Raw genomic sequence first — 24,910 nt, 5'->3', positions numbered from 1 at the left:
GCCCGTCCCCCAGCGCCCCGTCCCGCAACGCCGCGGCGACCTCGCCCCAGGGATGCCCTCCCTCCCGGACACGGGCGGGATCAGGCAGCCCCGGCACATCGGAAGGCGGACCCGCCGGGTCCGCGAAGAACTCGGGGATCTCGGTGTCGCTCTCGCATCCGGGACACACCAACTGGAGGCCGGTTTCCTGGAGATCGAGGAGCTGATTCATCGCTTCGCCCGTGTGGTGACCGGCGAAGGCCACGCAGGAGAGCGCGAGGTGGGCGCAGACCCGGGCGGGAGTATCGGCGGCGAGGAGGCTCCGGGTCGCCGCCCGCTCCGCCAGCCGCAGTGCGGCGAGGAACCCCGCCTCGAGATCGGCCGGGACGGGGGGCCTGTGATCGGCGGTCACCATGAATCCCAGGTCCACCCAGAAGTCCACGGTCCGCCCCGGAGGAAGGGCCGCCGCCGCCTCGACGAGATGCGGGAGGGCCGCATAGGCGCCGTCGAACACGACCCCGTCGTCCATCAGCCCACCGGTGAGGTGGGTCCAGGTCTGCCTCCAGGCGTCGCCGCCCTCGGTGTCGGCCGCGGCGGCCATCTGCTCCAGGAGCGCTGTCACCTCCTCGGCCTTCACACCGTCGAGGTCACGCCAACGAGGGCTGTGCAAGGGCAGCTTCGGAATCATGGAACAAGTCTCGCAAACAGCACTGACAATCAGGGGGCCTGGCCTCCGGCAGCGCTGTGTTCACCTCAGCTCAGCTCAGCTCGTCATCCGATCGACGACCACGGCCACTGAACGGGGCACGATCCGCTCCAGGACCGGCAGAACGGGGTCCCAGCCGTCGGCAATCACGACCTGTGCGGCGAGCCTGCGGGCGTGGGACGGCTCGGACAGTTCCACGAGTGCGGCCAGTGCGCGGGCCCGTGTCCCTCGGTGGGCGATCGAGCGGGCGAGAGTCTCGGCCCGGCCCGGATCGCCGTGCCGGGCCGTCTCCCGGGCGACCGCGAGCAGCGCCTCGCCCTGTGCCCAGCGGTCGTTGACCGAGTGGGCCAGGTCCTCGGCCCGGCCCTGGTCGCCGCGCCGGGCCAGCTCCCGGACCACTTCGATCAGCGCCCTGTCCCGCGCCCGGCGGTCGGTGATCGCGTGGGCGAGAGCCTCGGCCCCGCCCGTGTCGCCGGAGCGGGCCAGTTCCCCGGCGATGTCCGCCTGCCGCGCGCCGGTCTGATCGAGGTCGAGCCGGTCGGCGAGGGCCAGGGCCCGTTCGACCTGCCCGTGCCTGGCCAGCAGGAGCGTCAAGGACCTCAGCAGAATGTCGTGATCACGGCCGTCGCCGGTGTCGAGCAGTGTCCCGGCCCGGTCGGCCAGGGCCAGGGCCACGTCCTGGTCGGCGGTTTCGGCGACCGCGTCCAGCACACAGGCCAAGTCCCGGGCGCCGAGCGGGGATCCGGCGGGAAACGGACGGGCGGCGGATTCCTCCGGGTGTCCTTCCAGGACCATGTCCTGGTCGCCGGCTTCATCGAGTGCCCACCCGCATACGGTGTCCCCGGCCCCGACGGCGGGTCCGGGCACGGGGCGCAGGAGAGCGTCCAGCCGGTCGAGGTTTCCCTGCAGCGCCTCGCGGGCCAACACCACCGCCAGGGAGCGCGGCTTGGACCACCCGGTCGGGTTGCGGGACCGGGTGATGTCCTCCACGCGGTCGGCGAGTGCGGCGGCCCGGTCGTGGTCGCCGGTGGCGACGGCCACCTCCACGAGGAGGGCGAGCACCTGTTCCGTCCCGTCGACGGCGCAGGAACTCACCTCGTCGTCGGCGCGAGCGGCGAACCCGAGCGCCTCATCGATGTCGCCGCTGTCCGCCGCCGCCTTCGCCAGCAGGGCCCAGGCCCACCCCCAGTTGTGCGGGTAGCGGATACTCTCCGCCAGAGCGACAGCCCTGGCACGCTCACCGGCACGGGCCCACGCCGGCACGAGGGCGACCAGTGCCTTGTCCCGTAGCTGCCGCAGGGGAATCGACTCGGCCAGCGCCTGGGCGCCGCGCAGGTCTCCCGCGCCCGCCGCGGCCTTCACCAGCTCCAGCAGCTCCGTACCCTGCTTGAGCTCGTCGCCGATCGTGTAAGCCAGTTCGGCCGCGCGGACGAGGTGGCCGGTGCGGGCGAGCGCCCTCGGGAACCACCCGCTGGTGAGATCGGTGCCCGGGTCCCGGCCCGCCGACAGCCGCAGAAGGGCCAGCAGGCAGGGCTCGAAACCCCCTCGCAGGATGTCCCTTCCCGGGTCGTTCCCGGGTGCCGGGCCGCGACGCCGCTCCTGTTCCCGCACCATGAAAAGCTCTGGCCCCCACTGGGCCAACCCCTCTGGCATCCCTGGTGCCCCCTTGGCCAAACCCCCGGCCGCGCACCCGCGCGGGCGGCCCAACAGTACGGTGGGACTCCGTCGGACCGCCACGGAGATCCGCTCACCGTCCGGGCGGCCCCGTCCGGGCGGCCCCGGCCGGACGAACCGCGGAACGACCAAGATCCGTGTCAAGCACGGCCGCCCGCTCGGGACGCCGCGACGTTGCCGTTGCCGTTGCCGTTGCCGTTGCCGAGGAAGACCTCCAGCATGGTCTCGTGCCCCACCTCACGCCGCAGATCCGCCTCTGTGGCGTAGGACAGCACCATGACGGTGCGTCGGGCCCTCTCCGTGATCAGAGGTGCCACGCGATGCATCGCCGTGTCCGCGCGCAGCAGGTACACCGAGCCGACAGCCGGGCTGCGCCGCTGGATCGGACCCCTGCGCAGGTACTCCTCGACCTGTGGACTCGCCTTGTCCCACACGGTGTTCCGCACATACTCGATGGCGCCGCCGTCCTCCGGTCCGGGTGCTTCGAAAAGCCAGATGAGGGAGTAGGAGTAGTCGTCCCAGTGCCATCCGTGCGAGTCGCCCGGCCTCGTCATCCGGTTGATCAGGAGCTCCTCCGGTTGGTAGGGCACCGGTACGATCGCCGGCTCCCCTGTCAGCTCGGCGAGGAACCTCAGCATCGCGGGCGCCCGGAACAACGGGGAAATGACCTCGGAGCCCGCTACGATCGCGTCCCGGCCGACCGACTCGAAGCGGCGGGGCGTGCCTCCAGTCGTCGCCACTCGCAGATCACGGCGCTCCGCGTGTTCCTCGAGCAGCCGTCGCACGTCGGCGGCGACCTGTTCGCGTATGCCGTCGGGTCCGAACCGGGGGACCTCGATGTAGTCCTCGTCGCGGAACCTGGCCCGCATCTCGGCCATTTCGTCCCGGAAACCGGCGAAGTACTCTTCCATCCTGGACTCGACTGTGGTCATGCTCTCTCCTCGCTTTCGCTGGAAGGGGTTCGATCCGCGCCGGGTCGCCCAACCTTCAAGCCCGGGATGCGGATCGGTGCAGTGCGACCACTTCCGGGAACCCCCGGCGCATGCCCTTCATGACGTTTTCGCCGTAACTGGCCAGCAGCGGATTGCCCGGGTCGTGGGCGACGCCCGCGGCCTGCGTCACGAGACGGGACGGGAGAGCCTGCATGGTGGAGTGCAGACACGGGTTGTAGAAGAAGGGAGAGGAATAGCGCTGTACTCCCGGGCCGGGCCTGACGACCCGATGTGTCGTCGCTCGGAGATAGCCACGAGTGGCGACCTCCAGCAGCTCCCCCAGATTGACGACGAAGGCTCCGGGGATGTGGGGGACATCGATGAACTCGCCCTCCTCGACGGCAACCTGCAGGCCGCCCTGGTCGTCCTGGAGCAGGAGAGTGAGCAGCCCGAGGTCTTTGTGCACGCCTATGCCCTGGGTGTTTTCGGGCGTGTCGTCACTGCCGGGGTAGTGGAGCAGTTTCAGGTGCACATGCGGATCCGGGGTGACGACGGGATCGAGGAAGTTCTCCGGGGTCTCGACCGCCGCAAGGATCAGTCGGATCAGCCTGTACGAGACACCGGTCAGTTGCCTGGCCCAGTCCAGGAGGAACGTCCGCAGGTGGGGCATGCTCGCGGGCCACTGGTTCGGGCCGGCCAGCCAGAGGTAGTCGGGGTCGCCCGGCCCGGGGACACACGGCTCGAGCTCGGGCCCGATGTCGAGCTGCCTGCGGTGATCGGGCGTGCCTTTGGTGCGCTCGCGGCCCGTCTCGGAGTAGCCCCGGAAATGCGGAGACTTGAGGATGCTGATCTCTTCGAGTTGCCGCTCGGGGAGAGCGAAGAACTCGCGGGACAATTCGAGCAGACGGTCACTGTCGGTTATTTTATGACCGACCAGTTGGAAGAAACCCACATCATGCACCGCAGCGCGCAGCTGCTCCAGGAATTCCGCACGGGACCGCGGACCGCCGTCCGCCTTTTCCATGTCGAGTACGGGGATGACATCGGACACGATTCGCTCCATGAAGTGGATTGTTCGGGGATCGGGAATGGAAGGAGATGTGCGGCGCCGGCGAATGCCAGGTGCGACTCGCGGCATTCGGCGGGCCCGTCAGCCCACCCTGGGCTCGATTGCGTTCATGACCTCAACTCGCTTTCATCTGAACTCGGTTGAGGCAGCGCGGGAGCGGTGGGAGCCGTGCCGGCACGGATGCCGCCGAGGACGAACAAGGCTGCGGCGACCGCGGTGGCTGGAGTCAGCAACAGGAAGGCCGGTGCACCCGCGACGTCTGCCACCGCGGCACCGGCAGCGGCACCTGCCGCGAAGCCGGCCGTCGAGCAGCTGGTCGCCCAGCCCTGGGTCTCGTTCTCGCAGCCGGACGGGCCCATTGTCCCGACCGCCGTGTAAAGGTGGCCGAACGACGACCCGATCGCCAGCCCGGTCAGCGGACACACGACGAGCACCAGGACGGGCCCGACGGTCATCGCGAACCCGAGCAGGCACGCGCCCGCGACGAATACGCCCAGCAGCGCGGGCAGCATCAGCCGCGGCGGTGAGGGCACCGCGCCCAGCACCAGGGCGCCTACGATGCTGCCCACCGACAACCCGCCGAGGAACCAACCGCTGTAGCCGACGACGTGGTGCTGCTGAGCGTAGACGGGCAGGACCACCTCGATCGTGGAAAGTGCCGCGCAGAACAGGAACATCGCGGCCAGCACGCAGAGCAGCGGCCTCGACCGCAGCGGCCTCAGCCAGTCGCCCGCGTCCGTGCGCGCGGCACCCGAAGTCCCGCGCGGCGACGGCAACACTGTCACCGCGAGCGCCATCAACACGCTGGTGACCATGAAGGGCGCGAAGGGCGAGGCAGAGGTGCTCAGCCACGTGGCGGACACAGGTCCCGTGATGAGCGTGACGTCCATGAGCGCGGACTCCAGTGAGTTCGCCGGAACGCGCATCCGCTCGCCGGCGACCGCGACCCAGTAACCACGCAGCAGGATGCTCACGGGTGGGAAGCACAGACCGATCATCGCCACCGAAGCCACCACGAGCCCGAGCGGCAGCCGCCCCGCGACAGCCGCCATCAGTCCAGCGGTGCCCGCGAGGTAGCCGGCCAGGCACACCGCGAGCACGGTACGCACCGGGTACCGGTCGGCTGATCTGCCGCGCAGCGGACTGCTCACCGCGTTCGCCACCAGCATCGCGCTGACGGCCAGGCCCGCCGCCGAGTAGGAGTAGCGGGGGGACAACAGCAGCACCGTACTGACGGAGAACATGTTGATGGGCAGTTTCGACAGAAGGCTCGCGGCCGCCAGCCGCCCGCCCCCCGGCACGGACACCAGCCCCCGATAGGTGGCGGACAATCGGAGCGCCCGGCTGCCGGTGGATTCTTCGGACATTGTCAGACCTCATGGTCGGATCGGGCTTGATTCATGCCGACTTCGCCGTATGTCTATTCGGCTGCGGTTGCGGTCTGCTCCCGCATCCATCGACGCAACGAGAGGGGGCGCATGTCGACCCACACCCGCTCGATGTTGTGCAGGCACGCGGCCTTGGTGCCGGACACGCCGGTTCGTCGCCAGCCGGCGGGTGGACGCTGTTCGGCGGGCCAAATGGAATATTGCTCCTCTTCGTTGACGACAACGGCGTATGTGCGGTCGTCCGGCTCGTCAGCCTGAAACACGTGGATTTCCTTTCGAAGATTCCGGTGGCCAGGTGTCCTGACCCGCGTCGTCCGCAAGATCCCGCTCCAGTGCCCGGACCACGTAGGCGCCGCCTTCCCGCAGCAGGTCATGGGAGCCGGGGAGTACCCGAAGGCGGACGGCACCGACCGTGTGCTCCTGCCAGGCCGCCAACTCGCCGCGTGCCACAGTCGGGTCGTGCAGCCCTCCGAAGACCGAGATGGGGCAGTCCAGCGGGGGACGGGAGCGGTATCGGTATCTGTCAGCGAGTTCGAACCAAGCCGTGACCCGGGCGGACTCGGCGCGGGCGGCGGTGCCAGTGCCCGCTGTCACGGGACTCACCAGATGCGGTGCCGCACTGGCCGACACCGCGAGCCGCACGAGCGGCAGACCGCGGTCTCGGAGGCGGTGCGCCAACTCGTACGCGATCAGCGCGCCGAAGCTGTGCCCGAACAACACGGTCGGCCGGTCGGTGACGGCTGCCACGGTCGGCTCCAGAGCCGCGAGGACGGTATCCACGTCATCGCACCCGTCGGGCGGATCCATCGGATGCACGGCGATTTCCGGCGGCAGCATCGCGCACCAGGCACGATAGGGCGCCGCATACCCGCCGGCCGGTGGGAAACACAGAAGCCGCAGGCTCGGGCCTCCTGGGAGCCTCATTCCTTGGCTTCCTCTTCAGCCATGACGATGAGTTCCTTGAGGGAAGGTCCGCGTGTCAGCATCTCGATGGTGAGAGTCAGCCGCAGATCCCGCGATGCGCGTGTGACCAGTTGGGCGGCGCTCAGCGAGTCCCCGCCCAGCGTGAAGAACTCGTCGTCGAGTGTGGCCTCCGCGATCCCGAGCACCTCGGCGACGAGGCGCGTCAACGCTGTCTCCGTTTCCACGGACCGACACGTGTTCGCGCCGACGGCCGGCCGATACCGGTCGCCCGGCGGTTCGGCCAACTCCTGTAGCCGCGGGTAGTCGATCTTTCCCGACAGACCGCGGGCCAACTCGCCGACGGGCACCAGTTGCGCCGGCACGAGATGGTCCGGTACGAGTCCACGGAACCGGCGCCGCAGGTCACCGGCGTCCGTGCCCGCCGGTACGACGACGAATCCGACGAGCCGCCCTTCCACGACGAGCACCGCGGCCTCCGAAACCTCCGGCAGCCGCAGCAGGGAGGACTCGACCTCGGCGGGTTCGACGCGATGTCCCCGGATCTTCGCCTGGCGGTCGATCCGGCCGTGGAACTCCAGGTCGCCGTCTGCCGTGCTGCGCGCCCGATCACCGGTGCGGTAGACGCGGGAGCCGGGTGGCGACCCGACCGGAGCCGGCCGGAACGCCTCGGCCGTCTCGGCAGGTCTGCCCAGGTAGCCACGGGCCAGTCCGGCGCCGCCGATCCACAACTCGCCGACCTGTCCGTCACTCACCTCGCTCAGATCGCCGTCACGCACGAGCGCCGATACGCCCCCGATGGGGCGCCCTATCGGTACGCTGCCGTCAACTTCCGTGTTCCGCCAAGCCGTTGCGTCGATCGACACCTCCGTCGGACCGTACATGTTGAACAATTCGGGTGACCGATGGGGAGGGAACCGGCGGGCGAGTGCCGGAGGCAGGACGTCACCGCCGCAGAACACGTACCGCAGTGACGGACAGTCCAGCAGCCCGGGATCCTGGTCGATCAGCAGGGCGATCTGGGCCGGTACCGCGGTGAGGGCGGTCACGCGCTCACGTGTGATGGCGTCCACCACGGTGCGCGGGTCGAGGTGCGCCTTCGGAGGAAGAATGATCAGGCGCGCCCCGCTGGTGAGCGCGGCGAAGATCTCCCAGACGGACGGGTCGAAGCCGACCGACGTCAACTGCAGCACGGCGTCCTCGGCCGTCAGCGGAAACGAAGCCCGGTCCCACGCCATGCGGTTGGCGATCGCTCCGTGGTGCACCATCACACCCTTCGGCCGCCCCGTCGAGCCCGAGGTGTACATGATGTACATGAGGTTGGCCGGATGGGGGGTGTCCGGCAGGTCGGTGGACGGCTGCGCCGACAACGACTCCTCCGTGTCCAGACACAGCAGCAGCCGGTCGGCCGGAAGCCATTCGCGCATCCACTCATGAGTGATCACAACGGCGGGGTCGCTGTTGTCGATCATGTCGTGCAGGCGCGCGGGCGGATGCGCGGGATCGAGCGGTACGTAGGCACCACCCGCTTTGAGGACGCCGAGCACCGCCACCACCAGATCGGCCGACCGCTCCACGCACACCCCGACCGGCACGTCCGGCCCCACACCGTGCCGGCGCAGCGCGTGGGCGACGCGGTTGGCCCGGGTGTTGAGTTCCTCGTACGTCATGCGTTCGGTGCCGCTGACCAGCGCGACCGCGTCGGGAGTCAGCCGTGCCCGCCGTTCGACCAACCGGTACTCGGGTGTCGCCGAGCGGAGAGGGTGAGGGGCCGCGAGGGGAACGGTCGCGGCGGCGTCGGCAGCGGGCTCCCGGAGCGGGGTCACGCCGATGGCGGCGGCCTCGGCGCGCAGCGCGGCCAGTGGGCCCAAGGCCGCGGCGGGGTACCTCGCGAGACGGGCGAAGTCCTGGACCGGTCCGAGCCGAAGCAGGCCGTGTGCTCCCGACACGCGCGTCGCGAGGCGGGTCACCTCGGCGGTCGCTTCCGCGGCCAGCACGAGAACGTCGACGGCGTCGTCGTCGAGCGTGACGCCGTTGCCGAGGTCCGCCGCCATGCGTTCGGCCAGTGACCAAGCGCCCTGGGTCCGCGCCCACGCGGCGGCCAGCGCGTGCCCGATCGACTGGTTGGCCGAGACAGGACGTCCGAACTGATGCCGGCTGTCAGCGCGTTCCAGGGCCGTACGCAGCATCCGGCGGCAGCCACCGAGCAGATATCCGGCGGCGAGGAGCCGGGCATGGGCCACAGCGGCCGGATAGCGGGACGAGCCGGCCGGGCAGAGCCTGTCGGCGGGCTCGATGTGCACATCGTGCAGGTGAACACGGCAGGGTGCCGGTGACAGTGCCGTGGCAGCCGCTTCCACCGTGACACCCGGCCGGTCCGCGGACACCACCACCACGGTGACACCCGCATCGTCGAGGTCCAGGGGAAGCAGCAGGTCGACCGGGCCGGTCCCGGCACCGCGTGACTGAGCCCAGCGGGTCCCGCTGACAGACCAGCCGCCGCCGGGACGTTCCTCGGTCTTCAACGGTCCGGGGCTCACGGGGTTCTCGTGCCCGTGCTCCACCGACGCGATCAGCACCTCCGTTCCCTGGGCGATGTCGCGCTCCTGGTCGAGGTGGGCGAGTACGACCCGGCCGAGGTCGGGTCCCGGTTCTCCGGCGTCGCCCAGGCGGTGGGCGGACCGCAGGGCCTCGACCGGGCCTGACGGACCGGGTGTCCCGGGTGCGTTGCCCGCGTCGTCGGTCGCACCGCCGAGCAGACCGCGCAGGTTCGCCTGGACGATGGTGAGCATCATCTCCGAGGTTCCCGCGGCGAGGGTCAGGCCCACCGCCTCACGGTGGGCCGGAACCAGCAAGGACGCCGACGCACCACCGGACAGGTCGCCGTCGACGGCATGGGCGAGGTCGACCACATCGGCGGCGAGTTCCGTGTTGAACCACTTCGCCGTGGCCGCGGGTACCGCCGCGGTCTCAGGGCCCTGTGCGGCAAGGTCCCGTACCGCCTGCCAGGCCAGTTCGCGGCCGGCCTTCATCCGGCGCCGCAGCTCCAGCACCCGGTGGTCGGCCTCGGCGCCGGTCGGCCTGTCCATCTGCCGCAGGTGCTCCGTGAGCGCGGCGAGCCACCGGTGTGCCCGTCCGTGATAGCCGAGCCCGGCTCGTTCCAGGGTCAGCACGCTGACGAGCAGGGGCCACCCCTCACCGGCCGTGCCGACCAGGTGCTCGTCACCGAGTGGCAGCCGGTCGAATGCCACCTCGTACAGCGTTTCCACGTTGGTGGTGTCCAGGGCCGTGACCCGGACCTGCTCCGCGCGCAGCGGAACCATGAACAAACTGATGCCGGCGTAGCCGTCACCGGGGCCGGTCCGGACCGCGCAGATCGCGATGTCCGCCAGATGCGCCTTGGCGTTCCACGTCTTGGTCCCGCTCAGCTCCCAACCCGCGCCGACCCTGGTGGCCGTGCTGCGCAGGGACGCGAGGTCGGAACCCGCCTGCGGCTCGGTGAGCAGGGCTGTGGCGAGCTTCCGGCCGGAGGCAAGCCCGGGCAGGAAGCGTTGCCGTTGGGCGGGGGTCCCGGCGGTAAGCACGGCCTCCCCCGCGTTGTAGATCCCGTTGACGATCGCCGTGTCCGGCACCCCGTGCAAGGCGAGTTCCTCCGCGACGACCGCGGCCTCGACCCAGCCCAGCCCCCGGCCCCCGTAGCGCACCGGCCAGTGCGGCGCGATCAGACCACGGGCTCCGAGTTGGCGGTACAGCCGCCATGGATGCAGTTCGGGCGCCCCCGGGGCGGCCCCGTTTCCCAGCGCGGCCAACTCGCCCCGGATATCAGGACGGGTCAGCAGATCTCGCACTTCCCCACGCAGCCGTCGCTGTTCCGCTGTGAATTCAGTCATCGCTTTTCTCCCGCCCGTTGTGCAGTTCCTTGTGGGAACGTCATCGACATGAGAGTGAGGAGTCCTTCTTTTCCTCAACTCCGCTTGATTTCCAGCGAGACCAGCGAACGGATGGCTGCCAGAGTACGAAGCACCTCGTCACCGTCCGCCGCTGACACATAGGCCCCGAACGGGATGGTGAGGTCGTCACGGGTGACCGGAACGTGGTCCCCGGGCTGATAGCTGACGAGCAATTCGTCGATTCCCGGAAGGTCATGTACGGCATCGAGGCCGTGGATGGCCACCAAGGTGCCGGGCGCCTCGTCGTTGCGGATCGCGAGGGCGCCGCACCGTGCGCTGAAACTGACCGGCGTGTCGAACATCGCCGGACGCTCACCGAGGAAGCAGCGGATGCCCTCATGGAAGGGCCTGATGTTGCCGTGGTCGGCCCACGTGCCCACCATCGGGCCTCCGGGCAGCCGGGCGGCGACTTCCAGGAGGTGGACGCCGTCCTCCGAGCACTTGACCTCGGTGTGACTGGGGCCGCGCTCGATGCCGTACGCGTCGAGAACCTCGCGCACGTACTGTTCGACGCGGTGCCAGTCGGGGTGGCTCGTATCGATCTGCACGTTGTCCCAGATGGGGAAGTCGTAATCGCGGTCGTCCGGCTGAAGGAACTCCCATATGTCCACGAGCCGGTGTTCACCCTCGAAGCTGTAGAAGTTCACCGAGAACTGGCGACCCCTGATGTAGCGCTCCACCAGCCATTCCGTGATGGGCATGTCGAAGGCGTCGTGTGTTTCGAGACCACTCAGGTCGCGAAGGGCCTCGGCATCGGGCAGCAGTGTCACGCCCTGCGAGCCGGCTCCCGAGGTCGGCTTGAGGATCGCCGGAAATCCGATGTCGTGTGCTGCCGATGCGATGTCGTCCGGAGAATTCACCAGGTGGAACTCGGGAATGCGCAGCCCCGCCTGCCGGGCGCGCTCACGCATGGCGGCCTTGTTGCGCCGGGCGTCGGCGAGCGAGTGGTCATTTCCGGGCAGATTCAGCAGCTCGGCGATCCGGTCCGCGAGATGGGTGCTCACCTCCATGGCCGGCACGACCGCACGGACCGACAGACCGGCTTCCGTGACCAGGCGCACCGCCTGATCAGGGTCGTCGGCATAGTACGAGAGATCGTCGCCCTCGGCGTGGCCCGGTGCCGTGGCGGTGTAGTCGCACGTGTACAGGGAGGCGACGAGGAAGCCGAGGTCGCGTGCGGCGGCCTTGTAACCGGCACCGGTGTGGGTCGGGTCCACCAACAGGACCGCCGGCTGATCGAATGTCATAGGGGTACTTCTCCTTCGGGCTGGGTGGATCTGCTGCGCCGGCGCCTCACGCGGCGCTGCCGTGCTCCCGGAACAGGCTGTCCAGCAGGAGCTTGTCGTGCCGCTCTCCCGGAGCGAGCTGCTTGATCACCAGCAGGCAGGACATCCCGAACTCCCCGCCGGGGAACGACCTGGGCCTCGTCGCGTTCACGCACACCGACCATGCGGGGGCCTCCCCACGCGGCAGTTCCTGCCCGGTCCCGGCGTCGAAGACGCGGCTCGTGCCGGTCAGCAGCACCCCGGCGCCGAGCTTGGCGCCTCGCCGCACGCGGGCGCCCTCCACCACGATGGAGCGAGAGCCGACGAAGGCGTCGTCCTCCACCACGACCGGCACGGCGCCCGCGGGTTCGAGCACTCCGCCCAGGCCGGCTCCCCCGGACACGTGCACGTTCTCGCCGACCTGGGCGCAGGATCCGACCGTCGCCCAGGTGTCGACGAGGGTTCCGGCGCCGACGTGGGCGCCGATGTTCACGAAGGACGGCATCAGCACCGTGCCCGGGGCGAGGTGGCAGCCGTACCGGGCGATCGCTCCGGGCACCAGGCGCACGCCGGGGAACGCCGACTTCAACGGAAGCCGGTCGTGCTGGCGGAACGGCCCGATCGCGGTCTCGCGCATCGGGAACAGCTTGAACGACAACAGGATGGCGCGGCGGGCCCGTTCGTCCACGACGACCTCGTCACTGCCCGGGTCGACCCATGCGACCCTGGATCTGCCGGAATCCAGCAGATCCAGCGCCTCGACGACGACGCGCAGCGCTTCGGAGTCGTCTGTGGTCAAGTCTCCCCGGTGGTCCCACAGTTCGTCGACGGCCGCAGGAATCGGGCTGGTCCCGCCGGTCGTTGTCGCGGTGGTCGGTGCGTCGGTCACAGTGCTTTTCTTCCAGTCCCGTCCGGCCGGTGGGCGGCCGACATGTCGAAGTGAAGAATCGAGTGCAGACGTTCGACGATCTCGTCCGTGTCGCGGACGGCGGCGATCCGCACATGCCCCTCGCCCCCGGGGCCGTACTCGCTGCCGGGCATCACCACGACTCCGGCGCGCTCCGCGAGTCGCCGGGCGAAGGCCCGGCCGTCGCCACCTGGCGCGGTCAGCCATACGAACAGGCCGCCCTCGGGCATGGCGCACGGCAGGCCTGCCGTGGTGAGCGCGGCGACCAGACCGGTGACACGGCGGGCGTTGCGAGCGCGCTGCGCGGTGGCGTGCTCGTCGTCGGCCAGCAGATCGGCGGCGGCGTCCTGTGCTTCGGCGGAGCCGATCAGCCCCGCCGCACGCCTGAGGGGCACGAGCCGCGCCACCACGGCTGGATCCCCGGCGTAGAACCCGACGCGCAGACCGGGCGCGTTGGACCGCTTGGACATGCTGTGCACGGCGAGGACGCCGTCCGGGCCCTCCGCGAGGGCGGTACGCGGATCATGGCACCAGGTCGAGTCGGCATACGCCTCGTCGGACAGCAGGAGCACGCCGTGGGCGCGCGCCCACGTGGTGATCTCCGTGAGCGGTTCGACCACGCCGGTGGGGTTCGCGGGGCTGTTGACCCACAGGCACAGCGCTCTCGCGCTCACCTCCGGCGGCACGCGGTCCAGCCGCATCCGGAACCCCTCGTCGACGGGCACCCGATGGGTGCGCAGCCCGGCGAGCCGGGCCCCGAGTCCGTACGCCGGGTAGCCCAGCGCGGGGATGAGAACGGTGTCCCGGTCCGGGCCGCCGATCCCCGCCTCCCGCAGGAAGAGCGGGACGGTGGAGATGAACTCCTTGGACCCGGCCGAGGCGGCGATCGTCTCCGGATCGGCCGTCACGCCATAGCGTCTGGCGAGGTAGCCGGCCGCGGCTTCGCGCAGGTTCCGCGTGCCTCGGCTGAGCGGGTACTCGGCTGCCGTCGCGGGGCTCGGCCGCCGCGTCCGCCGGGGCGGCGGATCGGCTGCCACTCCCAGCGAGAGGTCAATCGGTGTCCGCCCGCTCGCCCTCGCGAGCACCATGGCCCGATCGCGGTCCCATGGTGGCGTCCGCGGACCGCTCATCGGGCAGTCGACACGGCATGGGCCGTCCGGCCGGGGACCAGACGGGACGGCTGGAACGTCAGCGTCGCGAAGTAGTCCTCCTGTTCCTCCGCGCGCCGAACGCGCTCGATGCCGCCGTCGTGGCGCAGGAGCAGTTCCTGCGGGCGAAGCCTGCCGTTGTAGTTGAACCCCATGGACAGGGCATGCGCGCCCGTGTCATGGATCACCACGAAATCGCCCTCCACCACGGCGGGCAACGACCGCTGCTCGGCGAACTTGTCGTTGTTCTCGCACAGCGAGCCGACGACGTCGACCACTTCGACAGGTCTGCCCTCACCGCCGGGCACCGTGATGTGGTGGTAGGCCCCGTACATCGCGGGCCGCATGAGGGAGCTCATGCCCGCGTCCACACCGACGTACTCGCGAGTCTTGCTCATCCGGTTGACCACCCGGGTGACGAGCGCACCGTGCGGGCCCGTGATGTAGCGCCCGCACTCGAACAGCACCCTTGGCCGGGGCAGACCTGTCCGCCGTTCCCACGCCACGAGCGCGTGCGTGATCTCCCGGCCGAGCGCGGGCAGGTCGAACGGTTCTTCGTCGGGCCGGTACGGGATGCCGATGCCCCCGCCGAGGTTCACGAACCCGACGTCGGCACCGAGTTCGCGGTGCAGCCGCTCGGCCTGATCGAGCAGAAGACCGAGGCTGAGCAGGAACGGTTCATGTGTCATGAAGCCCGAGCCGAGCATCATGTGCAGCCCGACCTTCGACACCCCGAGCCGGAGCGCCTGCGCGCACAGGTGCGGCAGGCGGTCGGCGGGGATACCGAACTTCGCCGACTCGGCCCGCCCTAGATACGACTCGCCCACTTCGGCACCGGACGTTCCGGGGTGTACGCGAAAGCACAGCGTGTCGGGCAGCGGGCCGAGGGTGGTGAGTTTCGTGAACACCGACTCGTCGTCGACGTTGATCAGTGCCCCGAGGCGTAGTGCCGCGATCAACTCGGCCGCGCTCGTGTTGTTCGACGTGAAGCAGATGTCGTGCCCGACCGCTCCGGCCTGGGCGGCGAGGGTCAGCTCAGGCAGCGAGCTGCAGTCGAACCCGAACCCGTGTTCCCCCAGCAGGCGCAGCGGGACGGGGTTCGGGAGCCCCTTGACCGCGAAGTACTCACGGTAGGGCGTACCAGCGAACGCGCGGTCGAAGCGCCGGCAGTTCTCGTGGATCCCCCGCTCGTCGTAGATGTGGAACGGGGTCCCGAAGTGCTCGGCCGCAGCGGGCAACACCGCATGAAGTCGTCGCTCGAAATCCGAACTGATCGGCATGGGATCACCCTCCTGTTCAGGATTCGGTGTGCGCGGTGATGACCGCGCGGCTGCGGGCGCCCGACTCCGGCCGGTCGTAGTCGAAGTACTCCACGCTGACGTCCTGGAACCCGGCGGCGACGGCCTGGTCGTGCATGTACTCCCCTGACAGCCAGTGGAAGCCGGGCACGCCGGGGGCGGCCTGTACACGGCTGCCGTCCTTCGGGCCGTCGTTCGACGCGATCAGAGTGCCTCTCGTGTCGGTGTTCGACAGCCATTCCCGAATCCGTGACAACAGCGGTGCCAGGCCGGTCGCCGGCTGGTAGATGTGGCCCAGCAGTCCGTCCGCGTAGACGACGGGCCACGAGCCATCGGGGCTCCAGGTGGTCACGTCCGCGCACTGCGCCTCGATGCCTTTGGCCCTGGCGAGTGCCACGGCGTCCTCGATGGCGTCCACCGCGAGCACGCGGTAGCCGCCTCGGGCGACATCGCCCTCGACGGCCGCGTTGCCGCAGCCGATACTGAGCAGCCGGTCCGTCCGGTTCTCCTTGACCGCCGTGACCAGTTTGTCGCGCATCCAGCTCCGGTACGCGTCCGAGTAGGTCGACGGTGTCACGGAGTCCCCGCGGGCGCCCCCGGCCTCCCAGATGTCGAACAGCGTCGGTTCGCCGGGGCGGGACGACAGGTAGAACTGCCGAAGAGTGTCTATGTGCACTTCGCGTCCGCACCTTTCGTTGTCAGATTGTGAAGCCGCACTAGCGGTGCAGGGGTGAGTGGTTCTGCGCGAGCGTCATGAGCTGCGACCGCTCAGGCCCGTCGTGCTCGAACACGCCCCCGAACACGGCGGACGTGACCCGTGCTCCGGTGCGGATGCCGCGCATGGTCATGCACAGGTGCTCGCCCCGGCCGATGACGGCGACGTCCTTCGCCCCCGTGATCTCCGAGACCTCGGCGGCGATGTCCGCGACAAGTCGCTCCTGTACTTGGAGCTTGTGCGCGTGCTTGTGCGCGATGCGCGCGAACTTCGACAGCCCCAGAAGACTCGCGTCACTGCGATAGGCCACGCTCAGGACGCAGTTGAAGGGCAGCAGGTGATGCTCGCACAAGGACCAGACGAGCATGTCCGAGATGATGACCAACTGGTTGCTGGAAACGGACTCGAACCGCGTCTCCACGTTCCCCGGGTCGTACCCGACGAACTCGCGCCACCACTTCGCGTACCGTTTGGGCGTGTCCGCGAGACCCTCGCGGGTGGGGTCCTCCCCGATCTCCACCAGGAGACGGCGAGCGACGTCTTCGAGCGGGTCGGCCCCGGGCACCGGCCCGGCAGACAGCCCGTCGGAGTGGCTTGGTTCCAAAGTGACGGACATTCTCATACTCCTCGGCGATCGCCCCAGGCCAGTACGTGCAGCCGGGTGGTCAGATTCCATCCGCGGCGCACCACTTCGCCGGCGACCGTTTGCAGATGTGCGATGACGGCTTGCTCTTTCTTGCCCTCGGGCATGATCCAGATGGGATCCAGGCCTAGGGCGGCCTGCAGGTCTCCGACCTCGGCGAGGTCGTCGACCGAGCGGCAGACGAACTTGAACGCGACACCCGGGGTCTGCTGGAACTTCCGCAGCGCGTCGGCGTTGATACGGCGGTGCTCCTCGTCGCCCGAGTGGGCGAGCTTGGGTGAGACGTTGAACCGCACGCCGAGCGCGATGAGTTCGTCCTCGGGCACGACGGTGCCGTTCGTCTCTATCTCGACGGCGATCCCGCGTGAGATCAGCTCGGCGACCAGCGGGCGTATCCTTCGCTGCTGACTGAGCGGTTCGCCGCCACTGATGACGACCAGCCGGACATCCATGGCCAGCAGTTCCGCCAGCACGTCGTCGACCGACCGGGCGGTCAACTCGGTGTGCGGGTCGTACGCGTGGCCGTCGTCGCTGAGCCCCTGCCAGTCCCATGTGTACGGGGTGTCGCACCAGCGGCAGGACAGGTTGCAGCCGCCCAGTCGCAGGAAGGCGCACCGGTGTCCGGTGGACGGTCCCTCACCCTGCACCGTAGGCCCGAAGACCTCGTTCACCACGATCTTCGTCGACATGACAGTCCTCGGTTCGAAATTGGGCCGGAGGCTGTTCGGGGCCGGTCAGGGCCGGTACTCCGCCCACGTCTTGGGAGTCTCCGAAACACGGACGGCAGTGATCTCGGGGAAGCGCTCGGACCACACCGAATGGATCCACATCGCCAGGTTCTCCGCCGACGGGTTGAGATCGGGGACGACCTCGTTGAGGTGGCGGTGGTCCAGCTCCGCGTCGAGCCACTTCTTGAAGTCCGACAGGTCGCCGTAGTCGCGGACGAAGCCCGCCGAGGTCAAGTCCTCCCTGGGGGCGGACAGTTCGAGCTGCACGGTGTAGTTGTGGCCGTGCATACGGGCGCACTGGTGATCGGCAGGCAGATGGTCGAGGCGATGACTCGCCGAAAACTGAAAGTCCTTGGTGATGCGCAGCACGGAATCAGCTCCCCGCATAGGTGGTCGGATCGGATACGCCCGCTTTTTCAAAGGCCGTGCGCCGGTCGTGGCAGGTCACGCATGTCCCGCACTGCAGTTCCCCGTCCCTGAAGCAACTCCAGGTGTCGCCCCAGGGCACTCCCAGGGAATCGCCGAGGTGAATGACCTCGTGCTTCTGCAGGTGCACCAGCGGGGCGACCACGACGAGGTGGCCGGGGGCGCAGTCGGCGGTGGCGACGCGTTCCATCGCGTTGAAGGAGTCCACGAACGCTTGTGTGCAGTCACCGGTCCGGGAATCGCCGGCCATCGCGCCGATGGCCACCTGGTCGGCGTCGAGTGTGACGGCCGCGGCGAAGGCGATCGACAGCAGAATGACGTTGCGATTCGGTACGACGAAGGTCCGCCCCGGGACGGGGCCGCCATGGTCGGGGACGGGGACGGCCGGGTCGAGGAGCGCGTTGCCCGGAACCAGCGGACCGATGGCGCGAAGGTCCACTTCACAGAACGGCAGGCCCAGTAGTTCGGCGGTCTTCCGGGCGAACTCGTGCTCCTTTCGGTGTCGCTGGCCGTAATCGATGCCGAGCAGGTGCACATCGTGGTTCGCCTGGCGGAGCTGATAGGCGAGAACCGTCGACTCGATTCCTCCGGAAAACAAGAGGACCGTCGTTGGAGTTTTTGTCTCCGCCACTCATTCACCCCCTGTTGGTCATGTTGCAGAATGGATTTCATGGCGTTTTCCCGCAGCCCGGCACATATCCGTCACCGCGGTGACGCCACCGGCGGAACTTGACACTTCGCTGCGAAGGCCGCCCGCTCGAATGAATCGCTCACTGATAAGTACCGACGATTCCCTGAGCGCCGATGATCACGATCGTGGCACAGGCGATCAGCTGTTTCTGTGCCATCGGCCCTTTACCGGCTAAGTGCAGGGATTCCTGACGCGAACCGCCGTGTCCGCGCCGGTCGGGATCCGGGCGGCGCCGCGATGGCGACTGGGTCCGGTGCCGAGGGCTGGGACTTGCGATGAGCCCGCTGATCACCGGGCTGCGCGATGGTGGCCTTGATCCCGCGCCGCCGCAGGCAGGCGCGGTTCTCGCGGCTGGAGTACGCCTTGTCGCCGCGCACCCGCTCCGGCCGGGGGCGCGGGCGGCCCTGCCGCGGCCGGACGCGTAAGCCGTCCAGCACCGGGGCGGACATCGGGCTGTCACCTCGCCGGCCGGGCGAGGTAACGCGAACCGTCTTGTCCTGGTCTGGTCGTCAGGCGGCTGCTGGGGTGGGCGGCCCGGCGGATCCGGGGAGGGGGGTGTGGTGCTGTGTCAGAGGGAGCCGGTGAGTACGGAGGTGACGACCTCGGCGCGGGAGCGTTTTCCGATGCGGGCCAAGAGGCGGGACAGGCGCTGGGCCACGGCGTCCTCGTTGAGCCGCAGGACGGTGGCGATCTGCCGGTTGGTGAGTCCTTCGGTGACGAGGGTGGCCAGCAGGTGCTCGTTCTCGGTGGTGGTCTGTTTCCGGCCGGGGCCGGCGAGCTGGGCGGCGCGCATGGCGGTCCTGGTGTGGTGGCGCCACAGGGTGGCGCCGGTCGCGCCGAACAGGTCGTACGCCTCGTACAGCAGCTTGGCCGGGACCGCGCCCGCCGTGGCGGCGGCCAGCAGGGTGGTCGCCGTTTCGAAGGTCAGGCCGCGGGTGCGGGCGAGGTGCACGGCCTCGCGCAGGTTGTCGCGGGCGGTGTCGGGGGCGTCGGTGCGCAGGATGCGGGCCGAGGCCAGCAGTCGTAACAGGTGGGACCGGTCGGCGCCGGTCCGGGCCGCGATCCGTTCCAGGTGGTCCAGGCAGGCCGTCGCCTCGCCGGTGCGTCCCGCCCGGACTGTCACCTCTGCCAGCAGGGCCCACAACTCGTCCGTGCCGTACATCTGGTCGTGCTCCTGTGCCGTGGCGAGCGCGCCGCGCAGAGTCTTCTCGGCCCCGTCCAGGTCTCCCAGGGTCATGAGCAGTTCTGCTTCTGACGCGTTCAGCGCACACTGCGGCGGGCTGCCGTCGGGATCGCGCATGTCCTCGACCATCTGGAGAGCGGTGGTCAGGCGCCCCCGGGCCAGGAGGATGGCCGCTGTCCGCGCGGGGAGCAGCGAGCTGTCGAACACCGGGGCGGACTGGACCTCGTTGTTGGCCAGCATTCGGCGGGCCGATTCCAGTGCCTGATCCCACCGGCCCGTGGCGTGGTCGAAAAGGAACCGGCCGAGCGGGGGCAGTGTTTCCACGGTCAGGTCGGCGGCCTCCAGCAGGGCGTTGGCCGCGTTGAGGTCGTAGCCGGTGAACAGTGTGTCGAACATGCCGCCGGCCAGCGCGTACACCTTGCCCGGAGGCAGCTCGGAGGCGTCGTACATGGTCACTTCGTGCCGGTAGGACTCCGGCCGCCCCCTGGCCAGGTCGGCGTGGGCCTTGAACCGGGCGGGCGCCGCTCGGGCGCGTGGACCGGTGTCCCACACCGTCTCGTTGCGCTGGAGCAGTTCCGCCGCCTCCCGCCATCGCGAGAGGTAGTTCAGGGCCAGGGCCCGGCCGGTCACCTTGGCCAGGTCGGGCACCGGCAGCGCGTCCCACCAGTGGGCGGTCGCGAGCCGGGGCATCGTCTGCCAGTCCCGTTCGTTGGCCGTGACCGCCACGACAAGGCAGGCGGCCTCCTGCAGGTCGAGTTCGGTCAGTGCCGGTCCCGGGTTGCGCAGCAGGGACTCCCCGTCGGCCCGGCCGGTCCGGTGGTCGCACGCCCAGTAGGCGGCCAGGACGTACCGCTGAAGAGCGAGATCGCGGGCATCGGCGTGCTCGGTCAGGTTGTGGGCAGCTCGCAGCCACCGGAGCACCGCCTGGTCATCGGTGCCGGGCGGGATCCGCCGGGCGGCGTCCGTCAGTTCGGCCACCGCGCGCTCCCGGTCGACCAGGCTGCCCGCGTCCGCGACCCGGTCCGCCCTGTACACCACCGCGGTCGCCTCGTCGAGCGGGACCGCTGTCGGCGGGATCCCCCCTCCGGCTCGCCGGGAGTCCGCGCCGGTCCATACCGCCTCGGTCGCGAGGGCGGACAGTCGGCTGCGTTCCATCGGTCTCAACCCCTCCCGGATCGTGTGCTCCGTCAGCGGGAGCCGGAAGGTCCAGCCCTGTGCCGTGGTGCCGTCCGGGCCGGGGGCGGGCAACTCGTTGAGTATGCCCGCCTCGACCAGGCCGCGGACACTGTCGTTGACGGCGTCGGCGGACAGGCCCGTCCACGTCGCGGTCAGTCGCAGGGCCGGCCGGCCGAGCGGCCCCAGGATGCTCAGCGCCGCGGCCACCGCACGATACGGCTCACCCAGTGCGTCCAGTGCCGTGACGAACCGGTCGTCCTCGGGCAGCACCGGTACCGGTGTCCTCGCGCCGATGAAGGCGTGGCCGTCGGCGACCCGGATCTCGCCCCGGCGGGTCCAGCCGGTGAGCAGAGCGTCGACCGCTGCTGGGACACCGCGGGTCAGCTCGCCTGTCTGCCGGGCGAGGGCGGCGTCGGGTATCGCCTGCAACCAGTGTGCGGCCAGCGCGGTGACGTCGTCGTGTCCCAGCGGGGACAGGGCCACCGTACGGGCCCCTTCGACTCCGGCCAGCCCGTTCAGGAGCCCAGCTGGGCCGTCGCGGCCCGGCTCCCGGGCGTCCTTGGCCGACACCACCAGCCGTACGCCGGGCGCGAAGCCCGAAAAGTCCATCCGGCACAGCACGGCCAGGGAGTCGGGATCGGCATGCTGGACATCGTCGACCAGGACGGCCAGCGGTCCGGCCTGAGTGAGGGAAGCGCGCAGCGACGTCTCCATCGCCGTCCGGTCGCGCCGGTCGACGGCGCCCAGCGCCTCAGTAACCGGCTTCTTGCCGGCCGGCCGCTGCCGCCGCGGGGCGGATCGGTGCTCTTCCAGTGCCATGACCAGCCTCAGCGCCAGCAGCAGCGGCCTTTCACCGTCGCCCGGCACACAGTCCACCGTGTGCGGGGCGGTCCCTCGCGCGCGCAGTTGCTCGCCGACCGTCTTGAGGAACGCGGTCCGGCCCACGCCGAGTTCACCGCGCACGAGCACCAGGCGGGGACCGTCGGGATCGCTCAGGTAATCGTGGACCTGCTTCAACTCGCCGTCACGGCCGAGCAGACCATCATCAGTACGGTCCAGGCGCGCGGCCATACCCCAGCGGATCAGTTCTTTGGTGTCGTACCACGCAGCCACAGTGCAGTACATCGCCTTTTCGTAGGTGGGCCTTCGTCCGCAGGCTGACATTGTGAACCGCCAGGGCCGTTGCGCACCAACTCCCGTAGGCAGGAGAGCCCTTGGCCCTTGGTCATCAGCCGGGTAATGGGAACGGAAGAGGGCCGAGTGCCATCTCTCCTCGGGGGGGTGAGAAGAACGAGCGAGGTGGCACCGTGCGGCAACAGCGTGAAGCGGTCATCGGCAGGGACGGCGCCGTCCACGATGTGGTGGAGGCACTGCGCGCCACCGGCGAACCGGCGAGTGTTCTGCTGGTCACCGCGCAGGCCGGGATCGGCAAAACCGCTGTCGTGGAGCAGGCGCTGCGGGTGGCGGCCGATGACGGCGCCGCGGTGCTGCGTCTGGGCTGGGCAGGCACCGGCGACACCGACGCCGCAACCGTTGTCGAGGTGGGCCGCGGTCTGGTCGTAGAGGATCCCGACGGCCTTCTGCTGTCCGGCGCCGCCCAACGCCGGGCGCTGTCGCGTGCCGCCGCGCGGGAGGGCGAGATGAGTGCGCTGTCCGCTTTCTCCGAGCTGCTGACGGAGGCGTCCCGCCAGACCCCGTTCGCGCTGGTCGTCGACGGCATCGAGCGGATGCCGCAACGCGGCGCCGACACTCTCACACTGCTTCTGCGGGTCTTCCGCCCACGAGGCGTACCCGTGGTGATGGCCGGTCGGACGCGGCCCGCGGCGGACCCCGGCGGCCTCCAGCTGACGGCCGCCGCCGACCGGGTACTCGAACTGCCCCCACTGCGGCCCGACGACATCGCCGCGCTGGTGAACGTCCACATGGCCAGGCGGTTCGGCCGCCCGGCCGAACCCGCGCTGGCGGACGCCGTGTCACGGGCGCTGGGCACGCTGGCGGGCAACCCGCGGGCCGTGCTGTCGGTCCTCGACGCGCTGGACGAGCAGGACCTGGTGGAACTCGACGGCCTGCTGTGCCTCACCCTTCCGGAGAAACAGCTGCGCCTGACCACCGGGGCGGCCGCGCTGCTCCCCTTGGACTGGCCCCGCACGCCCGCGGACTCCGATACCGCACAGGCGGCGATCGTCACCGCCCGCGTGCTGGACCACGCCGAAGTACACATTGACGACGCGTTCAGAATGGCACCATCGGCCGGCGCCCGAGCCCTTGAGCACGCTCTGGACCGTCTGATCATGGACCGGATCCTGACCGCGGACCCTCAGGGCCGCCTGTCGTTCGCCGTCCCGGCATTCGCGGCCACCTTACGGACCCTGCCCATCCAGCGTGACGTGCAGGGCAACTCCGCCCGGTACGTCACGCGGCTGACCGACAAGATCGGTGCCGAGGCGGTGGGCCGCAGCCACCCCAGGCTCGCCGACCGTGTCTTGGCGGCCGGCCCGCGCCTGGACGACGGCCTCGCGGTGCCGCTGCTGCTGGCCGCGGCCCGCGAGGAGGCCAGGACCAACTGGCGCCGCTCGGCCCGCGCCTACGCGGCCGCGCTCCACCGGCTCACGCCGCAGGACCGGCGCACCCCGGGTGTGCTTCACGAGGCGAGCAGCCTGAACCTGCTGCACGGCGACCACGCCGGGCTCCTGGCGCTCGGCGAGCCGCTGTTCGCCCTCCTGGACACACCGCACACCGGACACACCGAGGACGTCGCCGCCGCTTGGGCGTGGGCGGCACTCCACGAACACCGCTCCCCCCACACCGACCGGCTTCCCGCCGCGGCCGGGCAGCCCACGGCACTTGGCGGCCTGTACGGCATCGGCCCGCTCGCACCCCGGACAACGATGTCCGACAGGCACACCACACCGGACACAGCGTCCGGTCACCGCCCCACGCAACTGCCCTCACCCGCCGAACTGCGGCTGTTGGTCGCCGCGGTGGGCAGCCACGCCGAACTGCTCCGGGCACGGTGTGACCTGCCCGCCGACGCCGTCGACGATCAGGCCCTGGACCGGCTGCGCGACGCCGCCGCCTACGCGGACCTGGCCGGCGCGTGCGCCGTCGTCCTCGGCGACCGGTATGCCGCGGACCCCGACGGCATCGCCGTCCAGTACCACGGGATGGTCCGCGACTACCTGGCAGGGAACTGGGACACCGCGCTGCGAGCGGCCCGTCGCATCGAAGTACGCGGCCGGACCCACCCCGCGGCGGGCGTCCCGCACTTACCACCGGCACTGGCCGCGGAGATCCACGCCACCCGAGGGAAGATCACACACGCCCAGGCATGGCTCGACCTGGTCCCCGACACCGTCACACACCCCCTGGCAGCCCGCGCCCGCCTGGCCCTGCGGTACCAGTCCGGCCGAACGGAAGAAGCACTCGAAGAAGCCTGGTCCGACGCGCGGCGGGCCCGCAAGAACGGCCAACTCGCAGGCGTCGAACGACTGCTGCTGCGCACCCTGTTTCTCGCCGCACTTCACGACCGGCAGCACAGGACGGTCTGGCAGACTCTGGAGGAACTGGAAACCCTGCACACCGAATCCGCCACGCCCATGACCCACGAGGCCCTCCTCCTCGCACGCGGCATCGCCCACCACGACACAGACAGCGCGCTGACCGCCCACCACCTGATCAGCAGCCGGGGCGACGTCCACCTGAGCGTCACCTCCAGCATGTGCCTGGCGGACATCGGGGACGACCCCCGGAGCCGGCTTGCCGAGGCCCTGCGCCATGCCCATCGTCTTGGCCTCGGCGGCCGGTTCCGCAGCGCCATCACCCGCGTCGCACAGCGGCACAACGTCCCCGTGCCCAGAATCCGCCTGGGCCACGAGACCTTGACCGAATCCGACATCACCCTGGTACGCATGGTCAGCGACGGCGCGACCAACCGGCAGATCGCCGCCGAACTCGCCTGCAGCCCCAAGACCGTCGAACAGCGCCTGACCCGCCTGTTCCAGCGCACCGGCACCCGCTCCCGGACAGAACTCACCGCCACCTGGCTGAGCGGAACCCTCACCTAGGGCCTGTCACTGTCCGACGGGCCGAGGACGAACTCCTCGACCCGCGC

Annotated in this window: 18 protein-coding genes and 2 pseudogenes; 1 reads left to right on the top strand and 19 read right to left on the bottom strand. The window is 70.0% G+C overall.

Translation table 11 applies throughout. The features are described 5' to 3' along the window. From AOK08_RS08830 to AOK08_RS08745, 19 genes and pseudogenes are all read right to left on the bottom strand, one after another. Positions 1–667, bottom strand: a pseudogene (locus AOK08_RS08830) (hypothetical protein); the annotation flags it as partial. A gap of 75 nt (positions 668–742) precedes the next feature. Beyond that, the gene (locus AOK08_RS08825; protein WP_055524904.1) at positions 743–2,299 is read right to left on the bottom strand and encodes a hypothetical protein; all 1,557 of its coding nucleotides are present in this window, start codon (positions 2,297–2,299) and stop codon (positions 743–745) included. Between the two features lie 200 nt (positions 2,300–2,499). Then, positions 2,500–3,291, bottom strand: a complete 792-nt coding sequence (locus tag AOK08_RS08820) for a HalD/BesD family halogenase (RefSeq protein ID WP_055524903.1) — start codon at positions 3,289–3,291, stop codon at positions 2,500–2,502. Positions 3,292–3,346: 55 nt separating this feature from the next. After that, a complete protein-coding gene (locus tag AOK08_RS08815) occupies positions 3,347–4,354 on the bottom strand; it encodes an isopenicillin N synthase family dioxygenase (RefSeq protein WP_055524902.1) in 1,008 nt (335 codons plus the stop codon). Between the two features lie 113 nt (positions 4,355–4,467). After that, a complete protein-coding gene (locus AOK08_RS08810) occupies positions 4,468–5,727 on the bottom strand; it encodes an MFS transporter (protein WP_055524901.1) in 1,260 nt (419 codons plus the stop codon). Positions 5,728–5,780: 53 nt separating this feature from the next. Further along, positions 5,781–6,011, bottom strand: coding sequence for an MbtH family protein (locus AOK08_RS08805; protein ID WP_055524900.1), 231 nt, complete (start codon positions 6,009–6,011; stop codon positions 5,781–5,783). Further along, complete coding sequence (locus AOK08_RS47145; RefSeq protein ID WP_079053914.1) at positions 5,998–6,672, bottom strand: thioesterase II family protein; 675 nt, start codon at positions 6,670–6,672, stop codon at positions 5,998–6,000. Before AOK08_RS47145 ends, AOK08_RS08805 begins: the two co-directional genes overlap by 14 nt. Beyond that, entirely contained in the window at positions 6,669–10,559 is a 3,891-nt protein-coding gene (locus AOK08_RS08795) for an amino acid adenylation domain-containing protein (RefSeq protein ID WP_079053913.1), read from the bottom strand. Before AOK08_RS08795 ends, AOK08_RS47145 begins: the two co-directional genes overlap by 4 nt. Positions 10,560–10,633: 74 nt before the next feature. Beyond that, on the bottom strand, positions 10,634–11,866 hold the full coding sequence (locus AOK08_RS08790) for an ATP-grasp domain-containing protein (RefSeq protein ID WP_055524897.1): 1,233 nt from the start codon (positions 11,864–11,866) through the stop codon (positions 10,634–10,636). A gap of 46 nt (positions 11,867–11,912) precedes the next feature. Next, a complete protein-coding gene (locus AOK08_RS08785; protein ID WP_055524896.1) occupies positions 11,913–12,773 on the bottom strand; it encodes a 2,3,4,5-tetrahydropyridine-2,6-dicarboxylate N-succinyltransferase in 861 nt (286 codons plus the stop codon). Beyond that, positions 12,770–13,879: a pyridoxal phosphate-dependent aminotransferase gene (locus AOK08_RS08780; protein ID WP_198539195.1), complete on the bottom strand. Its 1,110-nt coding sequence runs from the start codon at positions 13,877–13,879 to the stop codon at positions 12,770–12,772. The genes AOK08_RS08785 and AOK08_RS08780 overlap by 4 nt, the downstream gene beginning before the upstream one ends. Positions 13,880–13,917: 38 nt before the next feature. Continuing rightward, on the bottom strand, positions 13,918–15,219 hold the full coding sequence (locus AOK08_RS08775) for a diaminopimelate decarboxylase (protein ID WP_055524894.1): 1,302 nt from the start codon (positions 15,217–15,219) through the stop codon (positions 13,918–13,920). Between the two features lie 16 nt (positions 15,220–15,235). Further along, positions 15,236–15,913, bottom strand: a complete 678-nt coding sequence (locus AOK08_RS08770; protein WP_055524893.1) for a class I SAM-dependent methyltransferase — start codon at positions 15,911–15,913, stop codon at positions 15,236–15,238. Positions 15,914–15,953: 40 nt separating this feature from the next. Further along, entirely contained in the window at positions 15,954–16,568 is a 615-nt protein-coding gene (folE, locus tag AOK08_RS08765) for a GTP cyclohydrolase I (protein WP_055524892.1), read from the bottom strand. A 2-nt stretch (positions 16,569–16,570) separates the two neighbouring features. Next, on the bottom strand, positions 16,571–17,284 hold the full coding sequence (locus AOK08_RS08760; protein ID WP_055524891.1) for a 7-carboxy-7-deazaguanine synthase QueE: 714 nt from the start codon (positions 17,282–17,284) through the stop codon (positions 16,571–16,573). Positions 17,285–17,329: 45 nt separating this feature from the next. Continuing rightward, complete coding sequence (locus AOK08_RS08755; protein ID WP_107100889.1) at positions 17,330–17,692, bottom strand: 6-pyruvoyl trahydropterin synthase family protein; 363 nt, start codon at positions 17,690–17,692, stop codon at positions 17,330–17,332. Between the two features lie 4 nt (positions 17,693–17,696). After that, a complete protein-coding gene (locus tag AOK08_RS08750) occupies positions 17,697–18,347 on the bottom strand; it encodes a 7-cyano-7-deazaguanine synthase (RefSeq protein WP_055524889.1) in 651 nt (216 codons plus the stop codon). A gap of 257 nt (positions 18,348–18,604) precedes the next feature. Then, positions 18,605–18,916: pseudogene (locus AOK08_RS42940) on the bottom strand (hypothetical protein); the annotation flags it as partial. Between the two features lie 92 nt (positions 18,917–19,008). Further along, the gene (locus AOK08_RS08745) at positions 19,009–21,924 is read right to left on the bottom strand and encodes an AAA family ATPase (RefSeq protein ID WP_055524888.1); all 2,916 of its coding nucleotides are present in this window, start codon (positions 21,922–21,924) and stop codon (positions 19,009–19,011) included. Between the two features lie 182 nt (positions 21,925–22,106). On the opposite strand from AOK08_RS08745, the gene AOK08_RS08740 reads away from it, so the two are divergent. Further along, positions 22,107–24,863 carry a helix-turn-helix transcriptional regulator gene (locus tag AOK08_RS08740; protein WP_055524887.1) on the top strand — a complete coding sequence of 919 codons (2,757 nt, stop codon included), beginning with the start codon at positions 22,107–22,109 and terminating at the stop codon, positions 24,861–24,863. Positions 24,864–24,910 lie beyond the last annotated feature (47 nt).

Source organism: Streptomyces graminilatus, assembly GCF_001418565.1.
GTDB lineage: Bacteria > Actinomycetota > Actinomycetes > Streptomycetales > Streptomycetaceae > Streptomyces > Streptomyces graminilatus.
The sequence above is the reverse complement of the archived record's forward strand: the minus strand, read 5'-3'. Positions and strand labels throughout refer to the sequence as shown.

Coding starts and splice junctions, on each gene's coding strand:
- AOK08_RS08825 (WP_055524904.1), bottom strand. CDS start 2,299: ATGGTGCGGGAACAGGAGCGGCGTCGCGGCCCGGCACCCGGGAACGAC.
- AOK08_RS08820 (WP_055524903.1), bottom strand. CDS start 3,291: ATGACCACAGTCGAGTCCAGGATGGAAGAGTACTTCGCCGGTTTCCGG.
- AOK08_RS08815 (WP_055524902.1), bottom strand. CDS start 4,354: ATGGAGCGAATCGTGTCCGATGTCATCCCCGTACTCGACATGGAAAAG.
- AOK08_RS08810 (WP_055524901.1), bottom strand. CDS start 5,727: ATGTCCGAAGAATCCACCGGCAGCCGGGCGCTCCGATTGTCCGCCACC.
- AOK08_RS47145 (WP_079053914.1), bottom strand. CDS start 6,672: ATGAGGCTCCCAGGAGGCCCGAGCCTGCGGCTTCTGTGTTTCCCACCG.
- AOK08_RS08795 (WP_079053913.1), bottom strand. CDS start 10,559: ATGACTGAATTCACAGCGGAACAGCGACGGCTGCGTGGGGAAGTGCGA.
- AOK08_RS08790 (WP_055524897.1), bottom strand. CDS start 11,866: ATGACATTCGATCAGCCGGCGGTCCTGTTGGTGGACCCGACCCACACC.
- AOK08_RS08780 (WP_198539195.1), bottom strand. CDS start 13,879: ATGGTGCTCGCGAGGGCGAGCGGGCGGACACCGATTGACCTCTCGCTG.
- AOK08_RS08775 (WP_055524894.1), bottom strand. CDS start 15,219: ATGCCGATCAGTTCGGATTTCGAGCGACGACTTCATGCGGTGTTGCCC.
- folE (WP_055524892.1), bottom strand. CDS start 16,568: ATGTCCGTCACTTTGGAACCAAGCCACTCCGACGGGCTGTCTGCCGGG.
- AOK08_RS08760 (WP_055524891.1), bottom strand. CDS start 17,284: ATGTCGACGAAGATCGTGGTGAACGAGGTCTTCGGGCCTACGGTGCAG.
- AOK08_RS08745 (WP_055524888.1), bottom strand. CDS start 21,924: ATGTACTGCACTGTGGCTGCGTGGTACGACACCAAAGAACTGATCCGC.